The organism is Alsobacter soli (assembly GCF_003004785.1).
Classification (GTDB): domain Bacteria; phylum Pseudomonadota; class Alphaproteobacteria; order Rhizobiales; family Beijerinckiaceae; genus Alsobacter; species Alsobacter soli.
In genome coordinates, this window is record NZ_PVZS01000006.1 from 52,667 (window position 1) to 76,164 (window position 23,498).

At 69.2% G+C, this 23,498-nt stretch carries 24 protein-coding genes; 13 read left to right on the forward strand and 11 right to left on the reverse strand.

Annotated features, from left to right (window positions below; genetic code table 11):
- Window positions 1-25 precede the first annotated feature (25 nt).
- Entirely contained in the window at window positions 26-1,036 is a 1,011-nt protein-coding gene (gene pdxA, locus SLNSH_RS06830; RefSeq protein WP_106335931.1) for a 4-hydroxythreonine-4-phosphate dehydrogenase PdxA, read from the forward strand.
- Window positions 1,033-1,920: a 16S rRNA (adenine(1518)-N(6)/adenine(1519)-N(6))-dimethyltransferase RsmA gene (gene rsmA / locus SLNSH_RS06835; protein ID WP_106335932.1), complete on the forward strand. Its 888-nt coding sequence runs from the start codon at window positions 1,033-1,035 to the stop codon at window positions 1,918-1,920. Before pdxA ends, rsmA begins: the two co-directional genes overlap by 4 nt.
- A gap of 193 nt (window positions 1,921-2,113) precedes the next feature.
- Here the strand turns inward: rsmA and gmk are convergent, their stop codons facing one another.
- From gmk to fabD, 7 genes are all read right to left on the reverse strand, one after another.
- Window positions 2,114-2,779 carry a guanylate kinase gene (gene gmk, locus SLNSH_RS06840; protein WP_425352983.1) on the reverse strand — a complete coding sequence of 222 codons (666 nt, stop codon included), beginning with the start codon at window positions 2,777-2,779 and terminating at the stop codon, window positions 2,114-2,116.
- Complete coding sequence (locus SLNSH_RS06845; protein WP_106335934.1) at window positions 2,769-3,656, reverse strand: YicC/YloC family endoribonuclease; 888 nt, start codon at window positions 3,654-3,656, stop codon at window positions 2,769-2,771. Before SLNSH_RS06845 ends, gmk begins: the two co-directional genes overlap by 11 nt.
- Window positions 3,657-3,747: 91 nt before the next feature.
- The gene (gene mltG, locus SLNSH_RS06850; RefSeq protein WP_106335935.1) at window positions 3,748-5,160 is read right to left on the reverse strand and encodes an endolytic transglycosylase MltG; all 1,413 of its coding nucleotides are present in this window, start codon (window positions 5,158-5,160) and stop codon (window positions 3,748-3,750) included.
- Window positions 5,161-5,318: 158 nt separating this feature from the next.
- The gene (fabF, locus tag SLNSH_RS06855) at window positions 5,319-6,584 is read right to left on the reverse strand and encodes a beta-ketoacyl-ACP synthase II (protein ID WP_106335936.1); all 1,266 of its coding nucleotides are present in this window, start codon (window positions 6,582-6,584) and stop codon (window positions 5,319-5,321) included.
- A gap of 33 nt (window positions 6,585-6,617) precedes the next feature.
- Window positions 6,618-6,857: an acyl carrier protein gene (locus tag SLNSH_RS06860; protein WP_106336078.1), complete on the reverse strand. Its 240-nt coding sequence runs from the start codon at window positions 6,855-6,857 to the stop codon at window positions 6,618-6,620.
- A 270-nt stretch (window positions 6,858-7,127) separates the two neighbouring features.
- The gene (gene fabG / locus SLNSH_RS06865) at window positions 7,128-7,865 is read right to left on the reverse strand and encodes a 3-oxoacyl-[acyl-carrier-protein] reductase (protein ID WP_106335937.1); all 738 of its coding nucleotides are present in this window, start codon (window positions 7,863-7,865) and stop codon (window positions 7,128-7,130) included.
- Window positions 7,866-7,888: 23 nt separating this feature from the next.
- Complete coding sequence (fabD, locus tag SLNSH_RS06870; protein ID WP_106335938.1) at window positions 7,889-8,830, reverse strand: ACP S-malonyltransferase; 942 nt, start codon at window positions 8,828-8,830, stop codon at window positions 7,889-7,891.
- 145 nt (window positions 8,831-8,975) lie between these two features.
- Here fabD and SLNSH_RS06875 point away from each other — a divergent pair, with 145 nt between their 5' ends.
- Window positions 8,976-9,524 (forward strand): sugar O-acetyltransferase, encoded by a 549-nt coding sequence (locus tag SLNSH_RS06875; RefSeq protein WP_106335939.1) that lies wholly within the window; start codon window positions 8,976-8,978, stop codon window positions 9,522-9,524.
- Here SLNSH_RS06875 and SLNSH_RS06880 read toward each other — a convergent pair whose 3' ends face one another.
- A complete protein-coding gene (locus tag SLNSH_RS06880; RefSeq protein WP_106335940.1) occupies window positions 9,525-9,917 on the reverse strand; it encodes a VOC family protein in 393 nt (130 codons plus the stop codon).
- A 236-nt stretch (window positions 9,918-10,153) separates the two neighbouring features.
- On the opposite strand from SLNSH_RS06880, the gene rpsF reads away from it, so the two are divergent.
- The 10 genes from rpsF (at window position 10,154) to SLNSH_RS06930 (ending at window position 20,113) form a co-directional block, all read left to right on the forward strand.
- Window positions 10,154-10,630 (forward strand): 30S ribosomal protein S6, encoded by a 477-nt coding sequence (gene rpsF / locus SLNSH_RS06885; protein ID WP_106335941.1) that lies wholly within the window; start codon window positions 10,154-10,156, stop codon window positions 10,628-10,630.
- On the forward strand, window positions 10,630-10,869 hold the full coding sequence (rpsR, locus tag SLNSH_RS06890; RefSeq protein WP_106335942.1) for a 30S ribosomal protein S18: 240 nt from the start codon (window positions 10,630-10,632) through the stop codon (window positions 10,867-10,869). The genes rpsF and rpsR overlap by 1 nt, the downstream gene beginning before the upstream one ends.
- A 164-nt stretch (window positions 10,870-11,033) precedes the next feature.
- The gene (locus SLNSH_RS06895; protein ID WP_158266705.1) at window positions 11,034-12,011 is read left to right on the forward strand and encodes a DUF2232 domain-containing protein; all 978 of its coding nucleotides are present in this window, start codon (window positions 11,034-11,036) and stop codon (window positions 12,009-12,011) included.
- A 23-nt stretch (window positions 12,012-12,034) separates the two neighbouring features.
- A complete protein-coding gene (rplI, locus tag SLNSH_RS06900; protein ID WP_106335944.1) occupies window positions 12,035-12,601 on the forward strand; it encodes a 50S ribosomal protein L9 in 567 nt (188 codons plus the stop codon).
- Window positions 12,602-12,855: 254 nt separating this feature from the next.
- Window positions 12,856-14,349: a replicative DNA helicase gene (locus tag SLNSH_RS06905; protein ID WP_106335945.1), complete on the forward strand. Its 1,494-nt coding sequence runs from the start codon at window positions 12,856-12,858 to the stop codon at window positions 14,347-14,349.
- Window positions 14,346-15,473 (forward strand): alanine racemase, encoded by a 1,128-nt coding sequence (gene alr, locus SLNSH_RS06910; RefSeq protein WP_106335946.1) that lies wholly within the window; start codon window positions 14,346-14,348, stop codon window positions 15,471-15,473. The genes SLNSH_RS06905 and alr overlap by 4 nt, the downstream gene beginning before the upstream one ends.
- Window positions 15,474-15,478: 5 nt before the next feature.
- Window positions 15,479-16,903 (forward strand): DNA repair protein RadA, encoded by a 1,425-nt coding sequence (radA, locus tag SLNSH_RS06915; RefSeq protein ID WP_106335947.1) that lies wholly within the window; start codon window positions 15,479-15,481, stop codon window positions 16,901-16,903.
- A gap of 75 nt (window positions 16,904-16,978) precedes the next feature.
- Window positions 16,979-17,701 carry a CvpA family protein gene (locus SLNSH_RS06920; RefSeq protein ID WP_106336079.1) on the forward strand — a complete coding sequence of 241 codons (723 nt, stop codon included), beginning with the start codon at window positions 16,979-16,981 and terminating at the stop codon, window positions 17,699-17,701.
- Between the two features lie 175 nt (window positions 17,702-17,876).
- Window positions 17,877-19,364 carry an amidophosphoribosyltransferase gene (gene purF / locus SLNSH_RS06925; RefSeq protein WP_106335948.1) on the forward strand — a complete coding sequence of 496 codons (1,488 nt, stop codon included), beginning with the start codon at window positions 17,877-17,879 and terminating at the stop codon, window positions 19,362-19,364.
- An 8-nt stretch (window positions 19,365-19,372) separates the two neighbouring features.
- On the forward strand, window positions 19,373-20,113 hold the full coding sequence (locus tag SLNSH_RS06930; protein WP_106335949.1) for an SDR family NAD(P)-dependent oxidoreductase: 741 nt from the start codon (window positions 19,373-19,375) through the stop codon (window positions 20,111-20,113).
- A gap of 138 nt (window positions 20,114-20,251) precedes the next feature.
- Here the strand turns inward: SLNSH_RS06930 and SLNSH_RS06935 are convergent, their stop codons facing one another.
- The 3 genes from SLNSH_RS06935 to secG all read right to left on the reverse strand — a co-directional run bounded on the left by SLNSH_RS06935 (window position 20,252) and on the right by secG (window position 23,434).
- Complete coding sequence (locus SLNSH_RS06935; RefSeq protein ID WP_106335950.1) at window positions 20,252-21,121, reverse strand: VOC family protein; 870 nt, start codon at window positions 21,119-21,121, stop codon at window positions 20,252-20,254.
- Window positions 21,122-21,195: 74 nt separating this feature from the next.
- A complete protein-coding gene (locus SLNSH_RS06940; protein ID WP_106335951.1) occupies window positions 21,196-22,824 on the reverse strand; it encodes a CTP synthase in 1,629 nt (542 codons plus the stop codon).
- A gap of 181 nt (window positions 22,825-23,005) precedes the next feature.
- The gene (gene secG / locus SLNSH_RS06945) at window positions 23,006-23,434 is read right to left on the reverse strand and encodes a preprotein translocase subunit SecG (protein WP_106335952.1); all 429 of its coding nucleotides are present in this window, start codon (window positions 23,432-23,434) and stop codon (window positions 23,006-23,008) included.
- Between the last annotated feature and the right edge of the window lie 64 nt (window positions 23,435-23,498).

Consider the following 23,498-nt stretch of genomic DNA (forward strand, 5'->3'; position numbering starts at 1 on the left):
CCGTCCGACGAGAAGGCCTGACTGCATGACCCGGCCTTTGGTCCTGACACTGGGAGAGCCGGCCGGAATCGGACCTGAGCTCACTCTCAAGGCGTGGCTCGGCCGTGAAGCCTCGGGCTTGCCGCCGTTTGCGGTCGCGGCGGGTCGCGAGCAACTGGAGAAAGTGGCGCGGAAGCTGGGTTTGGCCGTACCGTTCTCCAAGGTGGAGCCCGAAGACGCTCAGGCCGCCTTTGCGACGAGCCTGCCCGTTCTGGCCGGCAGTCCCGAAATCGATGTCGAGCCGGGAAAGCCATCGCCCGCGACGGCGAGCGTCACCATCGGGTCCATCGACCGGGCCGTGGAACTGGTACGCCAGGGGCGAGCGTCAGCCGTCGTCACCAACCCCATCGCGAAGTCCGTTCTCTACCAGGCGGGTTTCCGCCACCCAGGCCACACCGAATACCTCGCCGCCCTCTCGGCGCGTTTCTGGGGCGGGGCCGAGCCGCGAGCCGTCATGATGCTGTGGTCGGAGACGCTGGCCGTGGTCCCGGTCACGATTCACGTCCCGCTGCGGTCCGTGCCGGAACTGCTGACGACCGAACTCATCGTGGACACGGCCCGAATCACTGACCGGGACATGCGCGAGCGTTTCGGGCTGGCGAAGCCTCGGCTCGCCCTTTCGGGCCTCAACCCGCATGCGGGCGAAGGCGGCGCGCTTGGGACCGAGGACGACGCGGTGGTCCGCCCGGCTGTCGAAATCCTGCAGGCCGAGGGCGTCGACGCCGTCGGGCCGCTTCCGGCGGACACGATGTTCCACGCCCGGGCGCGAGCGAACTACGACGTGGCCCTGTGCATGTACCACGACCAGGCGCTGATCCCCATCAAGGCGCTGGCCTTCGACGAGGGCGTGAACGTCACTTTGGGTTTGCCGTTCATCCGCACCTCGCCGGATCACGGAACAGCCTTCGACATCGCCGGCCAGGGCGTGGCTCGTCCGGACAGCCTGATCGCCGCCCTGAAACTTGCCGGCCGCTTGACGGAAACCACCGAGTCTTGAGCGCCATCGACGACCTGCCGCCCCTGCGCGACGTGATCCGCGAGCACGACCTCGCAGCCAAGAAGTCGCTGGGCCAGAACTTCCTCCTGGACCTCAATCTCACGTCCAAGATCGCGCGCGCCTCCGGCCCGCTCGAAGGCGTCACCGTGTTCGAGGTTGGCCCGGGCCCCGGCGGCCTCACGCGCGCCCTGCTGGCCTGCGGCGCCGCCAAGGTGGTGGCCGTCGAGCGCGATGAGCGCTGCCTGCCAGCCTTGGCCGCGATCGCAGCCCGCTACCCCGGGCGGCTCACGGTCATCCCGGGCGACGCCCTCGAGACCAACTGGAACGCTCTGGCGGCTGAACATCGGGCAGCGCCGGATTCTCCCGTCCGAGTCGTCGCCAACCTCCCCTACAACATCGGCACGCTGCTCCTGACCCACTGGGTGGAAGCCGAGCCCTGGCCCCCCTTCTATGAGAGCCTGACGCTGATGTTCCAGCGCGAGGTCGCGGAACGGATCGTGGCGACCACGGACAACCGCATCGACTACGGCCGCCTGGGCGTGCTCTGCGGCTGGCGCACAAAGGCGCGCATCCTCTTCGATGTGCCACCCTCGGCCTTTACGCCGCCGCCCAAGGTGACATCCTCCGTGGTCCAGCTGGTTCCTCGGCCCGACCCCCTGCCCTGCTCGAGGCAAGATCTCTCGGCCGTCACCGCCGCGGCCTTCGGCCAGCGCCGCAAGATGCTGCGGCAAAGCCTGAAGCCGCTGGCGTCGGACCCTGCCCCCCTTCTGGAGGCGGCAGGCCTCGATCCCACCGCGCGCGCGGAAACAGTGCCAATCGAGGGCTTCGTCGCCCTGGCTCGCGCCTTCCGCCGGCGACGTGAGGAGATCCGGTCAAACACTTAGGGTTGCAGTTTTTGCAGATGCGCAACTTGCGAGTCGCTGCTCTCCGAGATCGCGATGCTGAGCGAGCGGGTCGCGAAGTTCTGGACCCGCCAATCCTCGGGACGGCGGCTCTGGCGACCCTTGCGCGACGGCATGGGGGGCGAGCGGCCTGATTTCAGGCCGCTCCACGTCCGCCTTCGCGCACGCCCGTGCCTCAGAGCTCGTTCAGCAGGCCCTGCACGAAGTCAGGCAAGCCGGTCTGCCGCTCCCGCCGCAAGCGCTCGGCGACCAGGATCGCCCGCAGCCGGCTGAACGTGCGGTCCAGGTCGTCGTTGACCAGCACGTAGTCGTAATCCCGCCAGCGGTCGATCTCGATCTTGGCGGCGCCCAGCCTGCGCGCGATCACCTCGGCGCTGTCCTCGGCGCGCCGCTCCAGGCGGTGCTTCAACTCCGGAATCGAGGGCGGCAGAATGAAGATGCTGACGACGTCACCGGCCGCCTTCTCCCGGACCTGCATCGCGCCCTGGTAGTCGATATCGAACAGGATGTCCTGGCCGGCGCCCAGGGCCTTGTCGATCTCGCGGCGCGGCGATCCGTAGTAGTTGCCGTGGACCTCCGCCCACTCCAGCAGGTCGCCCCGGTCGCGCATCTCCATGAACTCGTCGATGGTGATGAAGCGGTAGTGGACGCCATGCACCTCGCTCGGCCGCCGGGGCCGTGTCGTCACGGACACCGAAAGCGTGAGGCTCGGCTCCTGCTCGCGCAGCAGGCGGGTCAGCGTGGTCTTGCCCGCGCCGGACGGCGAGGACAGCACCAGCAGCAGCCCGCGGCGGGCCACCGTGTCGTTGGCGAGCTGCGCGGTCATGGTCTCATTCGACATTCTGCACCTGCTCGCGAAACTGCTCCACCTCGGTCTTCAGGTCGAGCCCGATCACCGTCAACGCCACGTCGTTGGCCTTGGCGCACAAGGTGTTCGCCTCGCGGGAGAATTCCTGGGCCAGGAAGTCGAGCCGCCGCCCGACCGGGCCGCCCTTGGCGATGAGTTCGCGTGCGGCGCCCACATGGGCCCGCAAGCGGTCGATCTCCTCGCGGATGTCGGCCTTGGCGGCGAGCAGCACAGCCTCCTGGTGAAGCCGGTTGGGGTCGAGCGCCTTTGAGGCGTCCACCAGGGCCGCGACTTGCTCGGCCAGCCGGGCCTTGATTGCTTCGGGCTTGCGGGCCGGGCAAGCGTCGGCGGCGTCGGCCAGCGTGGCGATCGCGTCGATGCGCTTGCCAAGCAAGTCCGCCAGCGCGCGCCCTTCCTGCCGGCGCGTCGCGACCAGCGCGACGAGCGCGCGATCGAGCGCGGCCAGCATGTCTGCGGCGCAGGACGCGGCCACATCCGGCTCGTCCTCGGGCTCCACGACATCGACGACGCCGCGAACACCCAGGAGCGCCCCGACCGATGGGGCGCGCAGGCCCAGTCGTCCGTCGTACGGCGCCAGCGCCTCGACAAGGGAATCCAGAAGCGCCGTGTTCACCCTCGCGACCGGGGCGACCGACTCGCGGGAGGCCGCCAGGGATGCGAAACAGGTGCCGCGCTGGATGGCTTTCCCGATCCGGCCTCTGGCCTCCTCGCCGATCGCCTCGAGTCCCGGCGGCGTCTTCAGCCGGATATCGAGCCCCTTGGCGTTGACCGTCTTCAACTCCCAGACGAACTGCCAAGGGCCGGACTGCCCGACCTCGCGGGCGAACCCGGTCATGCTTGCAAGCGCCATCACGTGTTCCGTGCGGAGATTTGTGGTGCGCGCTCTTTAGGCCGCCGCGGGCCCAGCGGCAAGCGGCGACGCCCCAAGGACTGCTGCGAGCCTACGGCTTCAGCTGCGGCACCTTCTGCGGCGAGTTCAGGTCGAAGGTCTTGTTGTTCAGCGGATCCTTCGGCGTACCCGCGACGGCGTCCAGATTGCCTCGCGGACCCATGGGGGCCAGAGCCGTGGCCCCCGACGGCGCGGACGAAGCGGTGGCGGGCGATGCCGCCGCGGCGCCCTGCCTGCCGTTCGGCTTGGCTCCGGGCTTCGCGGGCGCGCCGGACGGCGCGGCCGGCTCCCCGCCAGGGGCAGCCGGCGCCTCCTTGGCCGCGGGCGGCGCCACGTCAACGTCGCGACGGTCCGCCTCGAGCTGCCGCCAGCGGGCGACGTTCTTGTTGTGCTGGTCGAGCGTCTCGGCGAACACGTGGCCGCCCGTGCCGTCAGCCACGAAGTAGAGCTCCCTCGTGCGGGACGGATTGGCCACGGCCTCCATGGCCGCCCGGCCTGGGTTGGCGATGGGGCCTGGCGGCAGGCCCTGGATCACATAGGTATTGTAGGGCGTCGGTTGCTCGATGTCGGCGCGGGAAATGCTGCGGCCCAGCGTGCCCTTACCCTGCACGAGGCCGTACACGATGGTCGGATCGGACTGCAGCCGCATGTTGCGCGCGAGGCGGTTCAGGAACACCGCCGCCACCCGCGTCCGCTCATCGGCGCGCCCCGTTTCCTTCTCCACGATGGAAGCCAGGGTCACGAGGTCCGCTGGCGACTTGAGGGCCAAATCGCCGCTGCGCCGGCTCCACACCTCGCGGAGCACGCGCGCCTGCTCCTGCTGCATGCGCTCGATGAGCTGCTGCCGCGTCATGCCGCGGGCGAACTTGTAGGTGTCGGGCAGCAGGCTGCCTTCCTTCGGGGTCGGTCCGGGCTCGCCCAAGAGCACGTCGTTTTCACCGAGGCGGTCGACGATCTGCTGCGAGGTCAGGCCCTCGGGAATCGTGACCGAGTGCAGCACGGACTTGCCCTCGACGAGGGTGTCCATCACGTCGCCTAGGCTGGCGTGCTGCCGGAACATGTACTCGCCAGCCTTCAGCTGCGAGGCCTTCCGGAGCAGATGCAGGCCGGCCAGAAACAGCGTCGGATGGTCGATGACCCCTTCCTTGGCCAATTGGTCGGCGACATCGCCTGAGCTGCCCTTCACGACCACGATCTTGTCGGAGGCGAGCGGGCCAGGAGCATAGAACTGGGTCTTGCCCAGGAACAGGCCGGCTCCCGCCAGGATCGCCAGCACCATGATCAACGACAGCAGCCCGCTGAGCATGTTCACCACCGGCCTGCGGCGGCGCTCGATCACCGGCGGCGGAGGCGGCGGAGCGACCGGCTGGATCGCCTCGGTCGGGCTCTTGGGCACGAATCGGCCGGGACGCTTGAAGTCGCCATTCGGCTCGTTGGGCGTGAAAGGCTCGGTCGGTTCGGCCATGGATCCGTTTTCTGGATGGGTGGACGCGGCGGCTCACGCAACGGGCGGCCAATGCCGCACGGAGGCTCGGACCTTAGCGCCGAATGTGGCGAAAGGGCGGGCCTGGCGCAAGCTTGACGGATATCGATTGATGTGGAACGCGCTGGACGCCCGACGCGTCACGCGTCGTAACGCCGGAACACCACCGAGGCGTTGGTGCCGCCGAAACCGAACGAGTTCGACAACGCCACGTCCACCTTCCGCGCCCTCGCCTTGTGGGCCACCAGATCGATCGGCGTCTCGACCGAAGGGTTGTCGAGATTCAGCGTCGGCGGCGCGACCTGATCGCGTATCGCCAGGACGGAGAAGATCGACTCGACCGCTCCGGCGGCGCCCAGCAGGTGGCCGATGGCAGACTTGGTCGATGACATGACCAGCTCGCTGGCGGCGTTGCCGACGAGGCGCTCCACTGCGCGCAGCTCGATCTCATCGCCGAGCGGCGTCGAGGTCCCGTGGGCGTTGATGTAGTCGATGTCCGACGGCAAGACGCCGGCGCGCTTCAGCGCCGCGGACATGCAGCGATAGGCGCCGTCCCCGTCCTCGGAAGGCGACGTAATGTGATAGGCGTCGCCCGAGAGGCCATAGCCGATCACCTCGGCGTAGATCTTGGCGCCCCGCGCCTTGGCGTGCTCGAGGTCCTCGAGCACCACCACCCCGGCCCCCTCGCCCATCACGAAGCCGTCGCGATCCTTGTCATACGGGCGCGAAGCGCGCGTCGGCTCCTCGTTGTAGCCCGTGGACAGGGCCCGGCAGGCGATGAAGCCGGCCATGGAGAGGCGGTTGATCGGCGACTCGGCGCCGCCAGCGACCATCACGTCGGCGTCGCCGAGCGCGATCAGGCGAGCCGCATCGCCGATGGCGTGCGCGCCCGTCGAGCAGGCGGTGACAACCGCGTGATTCGGGCCCTTGAGCCCGTGCTCGATCGAGACGTAGCCCGACACCAGGTTGATCAGGCGTCCGGGGATGAAGAACGGGGAGATGCGGCGGGGGCCCTTCTCGGCCAGGGTGATCGAGGCGTCGTAGATACCGCCGATGCCCCCGATGCCCGAGCCGATGAGCACGCCCGTCGTCGTCTGCTCCTCGTAGGTCGTGGGCTTCCAGCCCGCGTCCTCAAGAGCCTGCCGCGCCGCGGCCACGCCGAAGACGATGAAGTCGTCGACGCGCCGCTGATCGCGGGGATCCATCCACTGGTCTGCGTCAAAGGTCCCGTCCGAGCCGTCGCCCCGCGGAACCTGGCACGCGATCTTCGCAGCGAGGTCGCTGACCTCGAAGCGTTCGATGCGGCTCGCGCCGCTCCGCCCCTCGAGAAGCCGCTTCCAGGTGATGTCGACGCCGCAGCCAAGCGGCGTCACCATCCCCAGCCCCGTGACGACGACGCGCCGCATGCTGACCAGTCCGATGTGTTCAGGCGGCGGCGATCAGGCCGCGGCCTTCTTCTCGAGGAAGGATACGGCGTCGCCGACCGTCCGGATGGTCTCGGCGGCGTCGTCCGGGATCTCCACGGAGAACTCCTCCTCGAAGGCCATCACCAGCTCGACCGTGTCGAGGGAGTCGGCGCCGAGGTCATCGATGAAGTTGGCGCTCTCGACCACCTTCTCCGGCTCGACGCCCAGGTGCTCGATGACGATCTTCTTCACGCGGGCGGCGATGTCGCTCATGTTTTCAACCTCGTTCATGCTGGTCGCGCGGCCTTCGCCGTCTCGACCGGAAAAGGAAAGCCGTACCGCGTTCACGGCCCGGAGTTGTCGGGGGGTCTCGCCGGGATTCACTGGCCTGCCGGACAGTTGCCCCGGATGGTCCCTCAAACGCCGCAGCGTGCGGCGCCGTCAAGCCCCCAATGGACGTGAGGGCTGAGTAACATACTTTATTTTTCTTGGCGAGAGGGCCAAAGCCCTCCCACAAAAGGTGAGGAATGAAGCCGAAGATCCTCAGATCATTGCCATTCCGCCGTTCACGTGCAGCGTCTGCCCGGTCACGTAAGAGGCCTCCTGGCTAGCCAGGTAGACCACCGCCGAAGCGATTTCCGCGCCCGTCCCCAGGCGGCCCATCGGCACGGTCCCGAGGATCGATTCCTTTTGCTTCTCGTTCAGCACGTCCGTCATGGCGGTCTCGATGAAGCCCGGCGCGACGCAGTTGACCGTGATGTTGCGGCTCGCGACCTCGGCGGCCAGGGACTTGGACATCCCGACGAGCCCAGCCTTGGACGCGGCGTAGTTCCCCTGCCCCGGATTGCCCGTCGTGCCCACCACGGAGGTGATGGAGACGATGCGTCCCCAGCGCTTGCGCATCATGCCTTTCACGGCGGCCCGCATCAGGCGGAACGAGGCCTCCAGGTTGACCCGGATAACCTGGTCCCATTCCTCGTCCTTCATGCGCATGAAGAGGTTGTCGCGGGTGACGCCGGCGTTGTTCACCAGGATATCGAGTTGGCCCATGGCCTTCTCGGCGTCCGGCACGAGCGCCTCCACGGAGTCCTTGTCCGACAGGTTCGCCGTGATGACGTGCACGCGCTCGCCAAGGTCGCCGGCGAGTCCTTCCAGAGCTTCCCTGCGGGTGCCGGAAATCGCCACTGTGGCGCCTTGGCCGTGCAGCGCCCGCGCGACGGCGCCGCCGATGCCGCCGGAGGCGCCCGTCACGAGCGCGGTCTTGCCGGTGAGGTCGAACATGGTCGTTCTCCTGGGAAAAAGGTTCAGCGGGCGGCCTTGAAGGCGGCGACGTCGTCGGGCGTGCCGACCGGAACGCCCTGGGCGCTGTCGGCGATGCGCTTCACGAGGCCGCTCAGCACCTTGCCGGAGCCGATCTCATAGAAGGTCGTTACGCCGTGCGCGGCCATGTACGCGACGCACTCGCGCCAGCGCACGGTGCCGGTGACCTGCGCCACGAGGGAGGCCCGGATGGCCTCGGGCTGCTGGATCGCCTCGGCATGGACGTTGGCGACCACCGGCACGACCGGCGGGCGGATGTCGACCTTGGCCAGGGCCTCCTGCATGGCGTCGGCGGCCGGTTGCATCAGCGCGCAATGGAAGGGGGCGGACACGGGCAACAGCACGGCGCGACGCGCGCCCTTGGACTTGGCGATCTCGCAGGCGCGCTCCACGGCGGCCTTGGCGCCGGACACCACCACCTGCCCGCCGCCGTTGTCGTTCGCGGCCTGGCAGACCTCGCCCTGGGCGGCCTCGGCCGCAGCTGCGGCGGCCGCCTCGAAGTCGAGGCCCAGCAGCGCCGCCATGGCGCCCTGCCCGGCCGGCACGGCCTTCTGCATGGCGTCGCCGCGGATGCGCAGCAGGCGCGCCGTGTCGCTGATCGTGAAGGCGCCGGCGGCGCAGAGCGCCGAGTACTCGCCGAGCGAATGGCCGGCCACATAGGCGGCGTCCCGCGCCAGGTCGAGGCCGGCTTCGGCCTCCAGCACCCGCATCACCGCCATGCTGACGGCCATGAGCGCCGGCTGGGCGTTGGCCGTGAGGGTGAGTTCGGCCTCCGGCCCTTCCCACATCACCGTCGAGAGCTTCTGCCCCAGGGCGGCGTCGACTTCGTCGAACACGGCGCGCGCCTGCGGGAACGCATCGGCGAGAGCCTTGCCCATGCCGACAGCCTGGCTGCCCTGCCCCGGAAAAGTGAAAGCGGCGGTCATGGGTTCGTCTCCTCCGGACGCCTTGCAATCTGGGCGCCCGAAAGGCACGGGCGGCGTGGCGGTGTCAAGCTGAGCCTGGCGCACGGCCCGCTTGGTGGGCCGGTTGGGGTCCGTCATGGTGTGGAAATCCACCGCGAGGAACCCAATGACGACCGAGAAGCAGAAGATGCTGGCAGGCCAGCTCTACGACGCCAGCGACGCCGAGCTTCAGCACGACGCGGCCCGATGCCAGGAATGGCTGGCGCGCTACAACGCATCGCTGGGCGCTTCACGCGACGCCCGCGCCGCGCTCCTGCGGGAGCGCCTGGGCGCAGTAGGAGAAGGCGCGGTCGTTCGGCCCCCTTTTCATTGCGACTACGGCTTCAACATCCGCCTGGGCTCGGGCGTTTTCCTGAACTTCAATTGCGTGATCCTCGACGTGGTCGAGGTTCTCATCGGCGGCGGCGCCCAGATCGGGCCCGGCGTGCAGATCCTGGCCGCGGACCATCCGCGCGACCCGGCAGAGCGCGCCACCGGCTTGGAGTTCGGACGCCCCGTGCGCATCGGCGCGGATGTCTGGATTGGGGGCGGGGCCATCATCCTGCCGGGCGTGACGATCGGAGACAGCGCCCTGGTCGGAGCCGGCGCGGTCGTCACGCGGGACGTTCCGCCGGGGGCCCGGGCTGTTGGCAACCCGGCGCGTCTCCTCCGCTAATCACTCGAGAGCGCGGTGGCAGACGGCCTCGAGGCGGTTGCCGTCCGGGTCTGCGAGAAAGGCAGCGTAGTAGTGCGGGTGATAGTGGGGGCGCAGCCCAGGCCCGCCGTCGCCCGATCCGCCTGCTGACAATCCCGCGCGCCAGAAGGCGTCCACCGCGCTCCTGCTGGGCGCCTTGAAGCACAGATGGCGGCCATGGGCGGGATCGGGCGCGACGCCCAGCCAAACGGTGAAATAAGAGCGCCCGGGGTGCTCCGAGTCGCAGCGCAGGCCATAGCCGAGCCAGTCGCCACGGGCCCCCACCTTGGGATAGCCGAGAGCGGCCATGACAGCGTCATAGAAGCGCTCGGCGCGAGGGATGTCCGAAACCGTGATGGAGGCATGGTCGAGCATGGATCCGCTCTCGCGACATTGGCGCGCCAACGCCTCTTGCCACGCCGGCGTTCCGCCTGTACACAGCCGCCTTCGCAGCTTCCGGCCGGGGGCTGAACGGAAGGGCATGCGCTCGCGCAGGCCAGGGGCTCGCCCCGACTTCCCGTGTCTCCGCCTTCGGTATTCCCACTCGGGCCTTTCGTGGCCCGAAGGGCTTCGCGCCGGAAGCAATCGATGAATGGAAAGGCCAAGAGCTTATGCCTCTTTACGAGCATGTGTACCTGGCGCGTCAGGACGTGACGGCGCAGCAGGTCGAGGCCATGACGGAACAGTTCAAGTCCGTCCTGGAAGGCCTCGGCGGGTCGGTCGAGAAGGTGGAGTACTGGGGCGTTAAGTCCCTCGCCTACCGGATCAAGAAGAACCGCAAGGCCCACTTCTCGCTCCTGAACATCAACGCTCCGGCGGCGGCCATCGCCGAGATGGAGCGCCAGATGAGCATCAACGAGGACATCCTTCGCTTCATGACCATCCGCGTCGAGGAGCTCGAGGAAGGCCCCTCCGCGATGATGCAGAAGCGCGACCGCGACGATCGTGACGATCGCGGCGACCGTGGCTTCGGCGGCCGTGGCGGCTTCGGCGGCCGTGGCGGCGACCGCGGCGGCTTCGGCGGCCGTCCGGGCGGCGCTCCGCGTCCTCCCCGTCGTGAAGATGCCCCTGCTGAGGAGACCGTCTGATGTCTGCTGGTGGCGCCCGTCGTCCCTTCTTCCGCCGTCGCAAGACCTGCCCGTTCTCCGGCCCGAACGCGCCGAAGATCGACTACAAGGACACGCGTCTGCTGTCGCGCTACATCTCCGAGCGCGGCAAGATCGTCCCGTCCCGCATCACGGCCGTGTCGGCCAAGAAGCAGCGCGAGCTCGCCCAGGCGATCAAGCGCGCCCGCTTCCTGGGCCTGCTGCCCTACGTGATCGCGTGATGACGCTCCGCCGCGGCGTCCTCGCCGCGGCCTGAATGTCGGCGCCGGCCCCTGGGCCGGCGTCTTCCTTGAAGAAGTCGCCCGGCGCCGGATGAACCGCCGTCGGGATGGTTGGGGAGAGGCCCTCCCCTAACCCGTCACAGGACGCGGGACAGCTCGACAGGATGAACGCGATTTTCGGCATCGGCGCCGGCGCAGGCTTGGCCTCCGCCCTTCTCTTCGCGGTGATCACCACCGGGAACCCGCTCGCCATTCTCCTGTACTTCGTCGCCCCGCTCCCGGTCATCCTCGCCGCCATGGGCTGGCGTCATCGCGCCGGCCTGATCGCCGCGGTGTGCGGCGCCGTCTTCGTGGCCCTCCTGTTCTCCGTCAAGACGGGCGCCGCGTACGCGCTCAGCGTGGCGCTTCCGGCCTGGTGGTTCGCCTACCTCACGCTGCTGGCCCGAGACGAGAACGGCGTCGTCGAGTGGTACCCCATCGGGCGCCTGCTGATGTGGATGGCGCTCCTCTCCGCTGCGCTGACGACCGCGGTCTCGATCTCCATCGGTCGCGGCGACTACGAGTCCTTCGTGCGCGCCTTCGAGCAGATCCTGGATGTTCTGCGCCGGCTGGGCACGGAGGTCGACAGCCTGCCCGGCGAGGGGGCCCAATCCAACGCCGACATGGCCCGCCTGATGGCGGCCATCGCGCCGCCCGTGAGCGCGGCGGTGGGCGTGGCGAGTTCCGCCCTGCTGGTGTGGATCGCGGCCCGTGTGACGCGCGCCTCGGGGCGCCTGCCCCGGCCCTGGCCCTATCTCCCCGCGGCAGCGACCCTCCCCAACGTGGCGCTGCTCGTGTTCGGCGCGGCGTGCGTGCTCGGCGTGGCGCTGCACGGCTTCGCCGGACTCGGCGCCCGGTCCCTCGCGGCGTCCCTGCTGATGGCCTACTGCCTCCAAGGCCTCGCGGTGATCCATGTGCTCACCGTCGGCCTCGCTGGCCGCGTCGGGGTGCTCAGCGGGGTCTATTTCGCGCTGGTCATGATCCCCGGCTGGCCGGCGCTCATCTACGCGCTTCTGGGCGTCGCCGACGCCCTCCTCGGCTTGCGGGCCAAGCGGCTCGCCAAGAACCCGCCTCCTCCGCCGGCCCCGCCGGCATCGATCTGAACGAACACTGAAGGAGCCTCACCATGGAAATCATCCTCCTCGAGCGCGTCGCCAAGCTCGGCCAGATGGGCGAGGTCGTCCGCGTGAAGGACGGCTACGCCCGCAATTACCTGCTGCCGCGCGGCAAGGCCCTGCGCGCCACCGGCGCCAACAAGGAGCGTTTCGAGACGCAGCGCGCCCAGCTCGAGGCTCGCAACCTCGAAGCTCGCAGCGAGGCCCAGAAGGTTGGCGAGAAGCTCGACGGCCAGAGCTTCACCATCATCCGCTCGGCTGGCGAGATGGGCCAGCTCTACGGCTCCGTCGCGGCCCGCGACCTCGCCGAGGTGCTGACCGCTGGCGGCTTCAGCGTCGCCAAGCAGCAGATCGCGCTCCACACCCCGATCAAGGCCATCGGCCTCCACAAGGTCACGGTCGAGCTGCATCCGGAGGTCGAGGCGGTGGTGACCATCAACGTCGCCCGCAGCCCCGAGGAAGCCGAGCGCCAGGCTCGCGGCGAGAGCGTCCTGCAGGGCCGCGAGGAGACCAACCTCGAGGACCTCGGTCTGGAGGTCGGCGCCGCCCTGGCGGAGGCCGGCGGCGAGGAGCTCTGATCCTCATCGCGATCGCGCGCGTCTGCGCTTTCGGAAAACCCGGCCGGCGACGGCCGGGTTTTTTGTGGCCCGAACGACTCACTGCGGCGCGGGCGCAACACCCAAGGGCTACCCCTGCCAGGAAGGACAAATTCCCACCGCCCTGTGAATCGCAGGACTAAGCGCCGCCACTGACTCCCCCTCGCGGGGCGGCCATGCCACACCAAGCTCCGGCGGGCGGTGGTAAGCTCTGCCCTCTCGGAATTGCGAATCACATGGCTTCAGCGACGCAACTCGCGGTTCGGCCCCTCCCCGAACCGACCCCTCAATATCGGACGCCGCCGCACAACATCGAGGCCGAGCAGGCCCTGTTGGGCGCGATCCTGGTCAATAACGAGGCCTATTTCCGCGTCTCGGACTTCCTCGAGCCCATTCACTTCTCTGAAGAGGTGCATCGGCGCATCTTCGAGCTGACAGCCTCCCTGATCCGGTCCGGCAAGGTCGCGACTCCTATCACGCTGAAGACCTTCCTCGGGGACGCCGATCTCGGCGGCCTCACGGTCAGCCAGTACCTCGCGCGCTTGGCCGCCGAGGCGACAACGATCATCAACGCCGACGACTACGGCCGCACCATCTACGACCTGGCGATGCGGCGGAACCTCATCGTCATCGGCGAGGACATGGTGAACCTCGCCTACGACGCCGCCGTGGACGAACCGCCGCGCAAGCAGATCGAGGAGGCCGAGCGCCGGCTTTACGAGCTCGCCGAATCGGGGCGCACGGAAGGCGGCTTCCAGAACTTCTCCCACGCCCTGCGCAGCGCCATCGACATGGCGGCCGAGGCATTCAAGCGCGACCGCAAGCTGTCGGGCATCTCGACGGGCATCAGCGATCTCGACCGCATGATGGGCGGCCTGCAGCCGTCGGACCTGATCATCCTCGCCGGCCGCCCCGGCATGGGCAAGACCTCGCTCGCCACCAACATCGCCTTCAACGTCGCCAAGGCGTACCGGGGCGAACGCCAGCCGGACGGCGCCATGAAGCGCCTCGAAGGCGGCATCGTCGGCTTCTTCTCCCTGGAAATGTCGTCCGACCAGCTCGCCACCCGTCTGATCGCCGAGGAGTCCGGCGTGGCCTCCTACAAAATCCGCCGCGGCGAGATCTCGGAAGGCGATTTCGCCCGGGTTGCGAACGCGGCACGCGAGATGGAGCGCTGCCCCTTCTACATCGACGACACCGGCGGCATCTCCATCGCCCAGCTCACGGCTCGCGCGCGCCGACTGAAGCGACAGAAGGGCCTCGACCTGCTCGTGGTCGACTACCTGCAGCTTCTGTCCGCCTCCGCCAAGAAAGGCGAGAACCGCGTCCAGGAGCTGACCGAAATCACCACCGGCCTGAAGGCCCTGGCCAAGGAGCTGGTGGTTCCCATCATCGCCCTGTCCCAACTTTCCCGTCAGGTCGAAAACCGCGACGACAAGCGCCCGCAGCTGTCCGACCTCCGTGAATCGGGCTCGATCGAGCAGGACGCCGACGTCGTGCTGTTCGTGTACCGCGAAGAGTATTATCTGAAGAACAAGGAGCCCAAGATGGGCACCGAGGAGCACTTCAAGTGGCAGGCCGAGATGGAGCAGATCCACGGCCGCGCCGAGGTGATCATCGGCAAGCAGCGTCACGGCCCCACGGGAACGGTTCCGGTTCACTTCGACGCCGAGATCACCCGCTTCTCCAACCTCGCCAGCGACGACAACCTGCCCGAGCGCATGGAATGACCAGAGACCCGGCCGCATCCGGCCCGCCTCCCGAGGAGGCCGGCGGCGTCCTCACCATCGACCTGGGCGCCCTGGTGGCCAACTGGAAGAGCCTCGCCGCCAAGGCCCCGGGCGCCGCCTGCGCGGCCGTGGTCAAGGCCGACGCCTATGGGACGGGCATCGACCGGACCGTGCCGGCCCTGGCCAGGGCCGGTTGCCGCACCTTTTTCGTGGCGCACCTCTCCGAAGGCGCCCGCGCCCGCGCGGCGGCCCACGATGCTGACATCTACGTGCTCAATGGCCTGCTGCCCAGGACCGGCCAGGCCTATGTTCGTGATCGCCTGCGCCCGGTCCTGGGCTCCGCCCAGGAGATCGCAGAATGGGCGGCCTTCACGGCTGCCGAAGGGGTGCGCATTGAAGCGGCCGTCCACGTCGACACCGGGATGAACCGGCTGGGCCTCTCAGTCCCCGAGGCGATCGCCACGGGCGAAGCCGGGCTGCGGGGCTGCCCGGTGAACCTGCTCATGAGCCACTTCGTTTCGGCTGAAGAGCCGGAGAACCCGATCAATGCTCGCCAGCTGGACGCCTTCGCGGCGGTCCGGCGCGCGTTTCCGTCGTTCCAGGGCAGCCTCGCCAACTCCTCCGGCGTCTTCCTGGGCGCTTCGGCCCACCACGATCTGCTTCGCCCGGGCTACGCGCTCTACGGCGGCAATCCGCAGCCGGGCGCCGCCAATCCCATGCTCCCGGTGATCGGCCTGGAAGGCCGCATCCTGCAGCTGCGCTGGGTCGAGGACGGCGACACGGTGGGCTACAACGCCACGTGGACCGCCCGGGGCAGCAGGCGCATCGCCGTGATCTCGGTGGGCTACGCCGACGGTTTCCCCCGCGCAGCCTCGGCCAGCGACGGTCGCCACGGCGCCGACGCCATGGTGGGAGGCGTGCGCTGCCCCTTCGCGGGCCGCGTCTCCATGGACCTGATCGCGGTCGACGTCACTGAGGCGCCGCGCGACCTCGGCCGCGGCGACCCGGTGAGCCTCATGGACCCGGCGATCAGCGTGGACCACGTCGCCTCCAGCGCCGGCATGAGCGGCTACGAGGTCCTGACCTCGCTTGGCCGCCGCTACGCGCGCCGCTACGTGGACTGACGCGGATGGCGAAGCGCTCCATGTCCTACGCCTGCCAGTCCTGCGGCGCCGTCTACGGACGCTGGCAGGGCCGCTGCGACGCCTGCGGCGGCTGGAACACCCTCGCCGAGGAAGCGGTGGCCGCCCCGCTGCCCGGCGGCGCGACCGCGCCCAAGGGCCTGCGCGGCAAGGGCCGCGTCTTCGCGCTGGAGGGCCTGACCGGCAGCGAGCCCGAGGCGCCCCGCATCGCCTCCGGCATCGCCGAGCTGGATCGCGTGACCGGCGGCGGCTTCGTGAAGGGCTCGGTGATCCTGCTGGGCGGCGACCCCGGCATCGGCAAGTCGACTTTGCTGATGCAGGCGTGCGCGGCGTTGAGCAACAAGGGCCACCGGGTCGTCTACATCTCGGGCGAAGAAGCGGTAGGCCAGGTGCGCCTGCGCGCCGAACGGCTCGGCCTGAGCAAGGCGCCGGTGGAGCTCGCCTCGGAAACGAGCGTCGAGGACATCATCACCACCCTGTCCCAGGGCGCACCGCCCAAGCTGGTGGTGATCGACTCGATCCAGACCATGTGGACGGAGGCGGTCGAGGCTGCGCCGGGCACGGTGACCCAGGTGCGCGGATCGGCCCAGCTCCTGATCCGCTACGCCAAGACGAGCGGGGCGGCGCTGATCCTGGTCGGGCACGTCACCAAGGACGGCCAGATCGCCGGCCCGCGCGTGGTGGAGCACATGGTGGACGCTGTTGCGTCCTTCGAAGGGGACGGGGCCCACCATTTCCGCATCCTGCGCGCGGTGAAGAACCGTTTCGGCCCCACCGACGAGATCGGCGTCTTCGAGATGACCGGCCTCGGCCTGTCGGAGGTGGGTAACCCCTCCGCCCTGTTCCTGGCCGGCCGCGACACGGCGTCGCCAGGCACGGCCGTCTTCGCCGGCATGGAGGGCACCCGCCCGTTGCTCGTGGAATTCCAGGCGCTTGTTGCGCCGACCTCGCTCGGCACGCCCCGCCGGGCCGTGGTGGGATGGGACCAGAGCCGCCTCTCCATGGTGATAGCGGTGCTCGAGGCCCACGCGGGCCTCAAGCTGGGCCAGCACGACGTTTATCTGAACGTCGCCGGCGGCCTGCGAATCAGCGAGCCCGCGGCCGACCTCGCCGCCGCCGCCGCACTGGTCTCCTCCCTGGCCCAGGCCCCCCTCGCGCCGGACCGCGTCTACATGGGCGAGATCGGCCTCACCGGCGCGCTGCGCCCCGTGAGCCAGGCCGCCTCCCGCCTCAAAGAGGCCGCGAAGCTCGGGTTTTCATCCGCCATGATGCCGCGCGCCGGGCTGGAAAGCGCCGGGAAGCCTCCCATCAGGGTTGAATCGGCGGGCGATGTCGCCGATCTCGTGGCGGGGATCGCCGCTCGCGCCAGGACCTCGGGACGGCGCCTGGCGCCGCAGCCGGAAGATGCGTGACGTCAAACCCTTGCCCGTCTATAAGACGGGCGCCTTTCTTAACCCTCCTGCTGAGCTGCCTGCTGCATGAACCAATTGCCAGTGACTCCGCTCGACCTCGTCGTCCTGGGCGTGATCTTCATCTCCGCCCTGCTGGCGGCGGTCCGCGGGTTCACCCGGGAGGTGCTCGCCATCGGCTCGTGGATCGCGGCCGCCGCGGCCGCCTACGCATTGCACCCCATGGTGCTGCCCTATGCGAAGGAATACATCAGCAACGCGCAGCTGGCCCTGGCGGCGGCGATCGCGGCTGTCTTCCTGATCACGCTGGTGCTGGTTTCCTTCGTGACGGTGAAGATCTCCGACCTGATCCTCGACTCCAAGATCGGCGCGCTGGACCGCTCGCTTGGCTTCCTCTTCGGGGCCGCCCGAGGCCTGCTGATCGCCGTGATCGCCTTCGTCTTCTTCGACAAGCTCGTGGGCGACAAGCAGCAGCCGGACTGGGTCCGCAACGCCAAGGTGCGGCCGGTCCTGAAGGACACGGGCGACTACATTGTGGGCCTGCTGCCGGAGGACCCGGAGGGTTACCTGCAGAAGCTCCGCAACAAGAACAAGAACCTCGGCGATCCGAGCGAGCCTCCGGCCGCGCCCGGCGCGCCGAACCAGCCGGCCACGCCGGCGCCCGCTCCCTCTGCCCCGGGCGCAACGCCCCCCGCGCAGAAAAGGACGGAGACGAACCAAGCGCCCTCCTATAAGAAGGCGCAGCAACAGGGCCTTCAGCAGCTGATCGAGACCGCGGCCAACCCGGCTCCGACGCGCTGACCACGGGCTCCCTTCTCGGCTATCCGCCGACGGGAGCGCGAAGGACAAGAGCTCGCGACGGGAGCGAGCGGGACGAGACCGGCTGTCCGGCCTTGCCCACAAGGTGACGAGACGAATGACGAGCCGCCGCGCAGCGCCCCCGCCCTGCGCGGATCATGCTTGGATGAGGACCGCGATGACCCGTCGTGACCACGCCGAATTCGACGCCTCCGGCGCCGCCCTGTTCGACCCCGAGGCCGACCGTCTGCACGAGGAGTGCGGCGTCTTCGGCATCTACGGGCACCCGGACGCCGCAGCCATCACGGCGCTGGGCCTGCACGCCCTCCAGCATCGCGGCCAAGAGGCCGCCGGCATCGTCTCCTTCGACGGCAAGCGCTTCCATTCCGAGCGCGCCCTGGGCCTCGTCGGCGACACCTTCTCGGACCTCGCCACCATCGAGCGCCTGCAGGGCGCCTGCGCCATCGGCCACGTCCGATACGCCACCACGGGCGCGACGATCCTGCGCAACGTGCAGCCGCTCTTCGCGGAGCTCGCCAGCGGCGGCTTCGCCGTCGCCCATAACGGCAATCTTACCAACGGGCTGACGCTGCGCCGCCAGCTCGTGCGCGACGGCGCGATCTGCCAGTCCACCTCGGACACCGAGGTGATCCTCCACCTCGTCGCCCGCAGCCGCAAGGCGCGCTTCATGGAGCGCTTCGTCGATGCGCTTTATCAGCTCGAGGGCGCCTACGCCCTCGTGGCGATGACCAACAAGAAGCTGATCGGCGCCCGCGACCCGCTCGGCATCCGCCCGCTCGTGCTGGGCGACCTGGACGGCCGGCCGATCTTCGCCTCCGAGACCTGTGCGCTCGACATCATCGGCGCGAAGTTCGTCCGCGACGTGGAGAACGGCGAGGTGATCGTCGCCTCGGAGGACGGCATCGAGTCGTTCAAGCCATTCAAGGCGGTTCCGGCCCGGCCCTGCATCTTCGAGTACATCTACTTCTCGCGGCCCGACTCCGTCGTCCACGGCAAGCCCGTCTACGATGTGCGCAAGCGCATGGGCGCGGAACTGGCCTCCGAGTCCCCCGTCGAGGCGGACGTCGTCATCCCGGTGCCGGATTCCGGCGTGCCCGCTGCGCTCGGCTACGCCCAGGCGTCGGGCATCCCCTACGAGCTCGGCATTATCCGCAACCACTATGTGGGCCGCACCTTCATCCAGCCCACCCAGTCGGTGCGCGAACTCGGCGTGCGCATGAAGCACTCCGCCAACCGCTCCGTGGTGGACGGCAAGCGCATCGTGCTCATCGACGACTCGATCGTGCGCGGCACGACCTCGGTGAAAATCGTCCAGATGATGCGCGACGCCGGCGCGAAGGAGGTGCATTTCCGCATCTCCAGCCCGCCCATCACGCACCCGGACTACTACGGCATCGACACGCCCGAGCGCGAGAAGCTGCTCGCCGCCACCCACACGCTGGAGGAGATGCGCCAGTACATCGGCTGCGACTCCCTGGCCTTCCTGTCGGTAAACGGCATCTATCGCGCCATGGGCGAGACCAGCCGCAACGACGCCTGCCCGCAGTTCACGGACCACTGCTTCACCGGCGACTACCCGACCCCGGTCACCGACCTGGTCGGGGAAGGCCCGAAGCAGGTCCCCATCCTCGCCGAAGTCGGATGATCCCCTGAATGTCCAAGCCCCTTGAAAACCGCATCGCGCTCGTGACGGGCGCGTCGCGCGGCATCGGCCGCGCGGCCGCCCTCGCCTTCGCCAAGGCCGGCGCCCACGTCGTCGCCGTTGCGCGCACGCAAGGGGCGCTGGAGGAGCTGGACGACGAGATCCGGGAGCTCGGCGGCGCGGCAACGCTCGTGCCGGTGGACATCAAGGACTTCCCGGCCCTTGACCGCCTGGGCGCCGCCATCCACGAGCGCTGGGGCAAGCTCGACATTTTCCTCGGCAACGCCGGCGTGCTCGGCCCGCTGACGCCGCTCGGCCACGTGGAGCCCAAGGACTGGGACAACGTGCTCGCCGTGAACGTCACGGCCAACTGGCGCCTCGTCCGCTCGCTCGACCCGCTGCTGCGCGCCTCGGACGCCGGCCGCGCCATCCTGATCTCGTCGGGCGCCTCGTGGAAGCGCACGGCCTATTGGGGCCCCTACTCCGTCTCCAAGGCCGCCGTGGACGCGCTTGGCTGCACCTACGCCGCCGAGACCGCGACCACGCCGATCAAGGTCATGATGGTGAACCCCGGGCCCCTGCGCACCCGCATGCGCGAGACCGCCATGCCGGGCGAGGACCCGATGTCGCTGCAGACGCCCGACGACCTCGCGCCCCACCTGGTCGAGATGGCGTCCCCTGCCTGGGCCGAGACGGGCAAGCTCTTCGATTTTCCCACGCGCTCGGTGAAGAGCTTCCAGTTCCCGGGATAAACGCGGCTGTCATCCCCAGCGGCCTGCGAAGCTGGCGGGGAAGTGGATCCACGAGACCGGGTTCCAGGCTGCCCCTGGATCCCCTTTCCCCTCGGCTTACGCCGCTCCGGCCGGGGATGACGGCAGGCTGTGCGACCGCTAGCCCGCCGCCCGCTCCACGAAGCTGATCACGGCGCCGAACGCCGCCTCGGGCGGCAGGACAATCGACTTGCCGATCATGCAGTGCGGCAAGCGCGCGGCGCGGATGCGGATGGCGAGGTCGTCGAGGCTCTTCACCGCCACCGTGTAGCCGACGAGCCGCGCGGGCTCCTCGTCAAGATGCACGCCGGTGTGGAAGGCGAAAGCCGCCCCCGTCATCACCTCGATGCGCCCGCGCGGCAGGCGCACCGTGATCCCGGCCGAGGTGGAACCCATGTCGTGCTGGCCGGTGAAGGCGTAGAAGAACTCCGCATGCGCGGCGGGGTTCTCGGCGATCATGGTCACGGCCTCCACGCCGATCGCGCCGTTGGCGTGCTGCTGGAAGGCCGGGTTCCAGAAGTTCTGCGGCTCGTGCTGCTGGCAGACGAAGAACCCCGCCTCCGGCGCCAGCTCGTCCCGCGCGAAGGCGAGGCTGAAAGCGACCCGCACCGGCGATCCGTCAGGCTTCTTCGCCTGCCGCTCGAAAAAGAACGGCTCGTAGCCGCCAATTCCCGAAATCGCAAAGGCCGCCCGATCCGCCTCGGCGCCTTTCGATTCCAGCACCAGCATGGCGACGCCCTCGCCGCGCTGCAGGCTGTCGCGCACGAAGGCGCCGAAGGAGAACCGCCCGCGCCCGTGCGGCTCGATAGCCGTCGCCTCCCCGACCGTAATCAGCTCAAGGAACACACCCGGGAACTGCACGATGCGGTTCTCCGTGCCCCAGGGATGCCGATTGCGGGCGCCCACCGTGAAGCCGAGCGCCTCATACAGGCGCCCCGCCGCGTCGAGGTCGCGTACAGGAAGGACGAGATGGTCGAGGCCGCGAGGCATGGGGGAGCACCGGTTCATGATGACTGGCCGAGCTTACTCCGATCGGCCGCGATGAGCAGCCGGATCGGCTGGGCTCACACCAGGCGGCTCTTCTCCACGGCGGCGGCGATGAAGCTCGCGAAGAGCGGGTGCGGCTCGAAGGGCCGCGACTTCAGCTCGGGGTGGTACTGCACGCCAATGAACCAGGGGTGGTCGGGGAACTCCACCGTTTCCGGCAGCAGCCCGTCTGGCGATACGCCCGCGAAGCGCATGCCGTTCGCCTCAAGCCGCTCCCGGTAGCCCATGTTCACCTCGTAGCGGTGGCGGTGTCGCTCCGAGATCTCCGTGTCGCCGTAGATCCCGGCGATGCGGCTGCCTTCCGCGAGGCGGGCCTTGTAGGCGCCGAGGCGCATGGTGCCGCCCAGGTCGCCTTCAGCCGAGCGCTGCTCGAGCTCGTTGCCGCGCATCCACTCGGTCATCAGGCCGACAACCGGCTCCTTGCAGGGGCCGAACTCGGTGGAGTTGGCGTCCTTGACGCCCGCCAGGGACCGGGCCGCCTCGATCACCGCCATCTGCATGCCGAAGCAAATGCCCAGATACGGCACCTTGCGCTCACGAGCGAACCCCGCCGCGCGGATCTTGCCCTCTGCGCCGCGCTGGCCGAACCCGCCGGGCACCAGGATGCCGTCGACGTGCTCCAGGAAGGGCGCCGGGTCGTCGTTCTCGAAGACCTCCGACTCGATCCAGTCGAGCTTAACCTTCACGCGGTTGGCGATGCCGCCATGGTTCAGGGCCTCGATGAGGGACTTGTAGGCGTCCTTCATGCCCGTGTACTTGCCGACGACCGCGATGGTGACCTCGCCCTCCGGGTTGTCGACCCGGTCCGTCACCTCCTGCCAGCGCGACAGGTTCGGCTTGGGGGCCGGCTCGATCCCGAAGGCGGCCAGCACCTCCTGGTCGAGCCCGGCCTCATGGTACGCCGCCGGCACGGCGTAGATGGACGAGACGTCGCGCGCCTCGATCACGGCGCTCTCGCGCACGTTGCAGAACAGTCCGAGCTTGCGGCGCTCCTCCCGCGGGATCTCGCGGTCCGTGCGGCAGAGCAGGATGTCGGGCTGGATGCCGATGGAGCGCAGCTCCTTCACCGAGTGCTGCGTCGGCTTGGTCTTCAGCTCGCCGGCGGTCGGGATATAGGGCAGCAGCGTGAGGTGCACGTACACCGCGTGACCGCGCGGCAGGTCGTTGCCGAGCTGGCGGATGGCCTCGAAGAACGGCAGGCCCTCGATGTCGCCGACCGTGCCGCCGATCTCGACAAGAACGAAGTCCACGCCCTCGTTGCCGGTGAGCACGAACTCCTTGATGGCGTTGGTGACGTGCGGGATCACCTGGACGGTGCCGCCCAGGTAGTCACCCCGGCGCTCCTTGGCGATGATCTCCTGGTAGATGCGGCCGGTCGTGATGTTGTCGGCCTTGGAGGCCGGCGTGCCCGTGAAGCGCTCGTAGTGCCCGAGGTCGAGGTCCGTCTCGGCTCCGTCGTCGGTGACGAAGACCTCGCCGTGCTGGTACGGGCTCATCGTGCCCGGGTCGACGTTAAGGTAGGGATCGAGCTTGCGAAGCCGGACGGAATAGCCGCGGGCCTGCAGGAGAGCGCCCAGGGCTGCGGAGGCCAGGCCCTTCCCCAAGGAAGAAACCACGCCGCCGGTGATGAAAACATAGCGAGCCATGGGGTTTTCCATCTACTCCGTCGCCGCCGATTCGCAGAGGGGCGGCTGCGGCCCGTTTGGGCCTCTCCACAAGGTTCAACCCGGCGCCCCTTACGGGAAACCGGCGCTCGGTTCGGGAGGGCTGAGCCCTCGGGGATCGTCAAAGAGAGAGGGCCGGTCGCCCGGCCCTCGTTCCGTCTCGTTACTGCTGGGGCGCGGGGGCCGGCGCGGCGGGGGCCGCCGGAGCCGGCGCCGCGGGCGCAGGCGCGGCCGGAGCCGCGGGCGTCTGCTGGTTCTGCAGTCGGTTGAGCTGGTCGAGCACGCCGCCCGAGGGAGCCTGCGCCGGAGCGGCCGGGGCGCCGGCGGGCGCGTTCGTGTCGAGGATCGACTTCGGCGCGCGGTTCGCGCCGGCGAGAATCGCCAGGATCATGCTGGTGGCGAAGAAGATCGCCGCCAGGATCGCGGTGGCGCGGGTCAGCGCGTTCGCCTGGCCGCGGCCGGTCAGGAAGCCGGAAACGCCGCCGCCGCCCGAAAGGCCGCCCAGCGCGCCGCCCTCGGAGCGCTGGAGGAGGATGACGCCCACGAGCGCGAGCACCACGATCAGGTGGAGGACGATCAGAACCTGCTGCATGGGTCCTTCCGGGCCGAAGCCGTGTTCAAGCCAAAAGGCCGGGGGCATCGCCATCGCGAGAAGG

Coding starts and splice junctions, on each gene's coding strand:
- pdxA (WP_106335931.1), top strand. CDS start 26: ATGACCCGGCCTTTGGTCCTGACACTGGGAGAGCCGGCCGGAATCGGA.
- gmk (WP_425352983.1), bottom strand. CDS start 2,779: ATGTCGAATGAGACCATGACCGCGCAGCTCGCCAACGACACGGTGGCC.
- SLNSH_RS06845 (WP_106335934.1), bottom strand. CDS start 3,656: ATGGCGCTTGCAAGCATGACCGGGTTCGCCCGCGAGGTCGGGCAGTCC.
- mltG (WP_106335935.1), bottom strand. CDS start 5,160: ATGGCCGAACCGACCGAGCCTTTCACGCCCAACGAGCCGAATGGCGAC.
- fabF (WP_106335936.1), bottom strand. CDS start 6,584: ATGCGGCGCGTCGTCGTCACGGGGCTGGGGATGGTGACGCCGCTTGGC.
- SLNSH_RS06860 (WP_106336078.1), bottom strand. CDS start 6,857: ATGAGCGACATCGCCGCCCGCGTGAAGAAGATCGTCATCGAGCACCTG.
- fabG (WP_106335937.1), bottom strand. CDS start 7,865: ATGTTCGACCTCACCGGCAAGACCGCGCTCGTGACGGGCGCCTCCGGC.
- fabD (WP_106335938.1), bottom strand. CDS start 8,830: ATGACCGCCGCTTTCACTTTTCCGGGGCAGGGCAGCCAGGCTGTCGGC.
- SLNSH_RS06875 (WP_106335939.1), top strand. CDS start 8,976: ATGACGACCGAGAAGCAGAAGATGCTGGCAGGCCAGCTCTACGACGCC.
- SLNSH_RS06880 (WP_106335940.1), bottom strand. CDS start 9,917: ATGCTCGACCATGCCTCCATCACGGTTTCGGACATCCCTCGCGCCGAG.
- rpsF (WP_106335941.1), top strand. CDS start 10,154: ATGCCTCTTTACGAGCATGTGTACCTGGCGCGTCAGGACGTGACGGCG.
- rpsR (WP_106335942.1), top strand. CDS start 10,630: ATGTCTGCTGGTGGCGCCCGTCGTCCCTTCTTCCGCCGTCGCAAGACC.
- SLNSH_RS06895 (WP_158266705.1), top strand. CDS start 11,034: ATGAACGCGATTTTCGGCATCGGCGCCGGCGCAGGCTTGGCCTCCGCC.
- rplI (WP_106335944.1), top strand. CDS start 12,035: ATGGAAATCATCCTCCTCGAGCGCGTCGCCAAGCTCGGCCAGATGGGC.
- SLNSH_RS06905 (WP_106335945.1), top strand. CDS start 12,856: ATGGCTTCAGCGACGCAACTCGCGGTTCGGCCCCTCCCCGAACCGACC.
- alr (WP_106335946.1), top strand. CDS start 14,346: ATGACCAGAGACCCGGCCGCATCCGGCCCGCCTCCCGAGGAGGCCGGC.
- radA (WP_106335947.1), top strand. CDS start 15,479: ATGGCGAAGCGCTCCATGTCCTACGCCTGCCAGTCCTGCGGCGCCGTC.
- purF (WP_106335948.1), top strand. CDS start 17,877: ATGACCCGTCGTGACCACGCCGAATTCGACGCCTCCGGCGCCGCCCTG.
- SLNSH_RS06930 (WP_106335949.1), top strand. CDS start 19,373: ATGTCCAAGCCCCTTGAAAACCGCATCGCGCTCGTGACGGGCGCGTCG.
- SLNSH_RS06935 (WP_106335950.1), bottom strand. CDS start 21,121: ATGCCTCGCGGCCTCGACCATCTCGTCCTTCCTGTACGCGACCTCGAC.
- SLNSH_RS06940 (WP_106335951.1), bottom strand. CDS start 22,824: ATGGCTCGCTATGTTTTCATCACCGGCGGCGTGGTTTCTTCCTTGGGG.
- secG (WP_106335952.1), bottom strand. CDS start 23,434: ATGCAGCAGGTTCTGATCGTCCTCCACCTGATCGTGGTGCTCGCGCTC.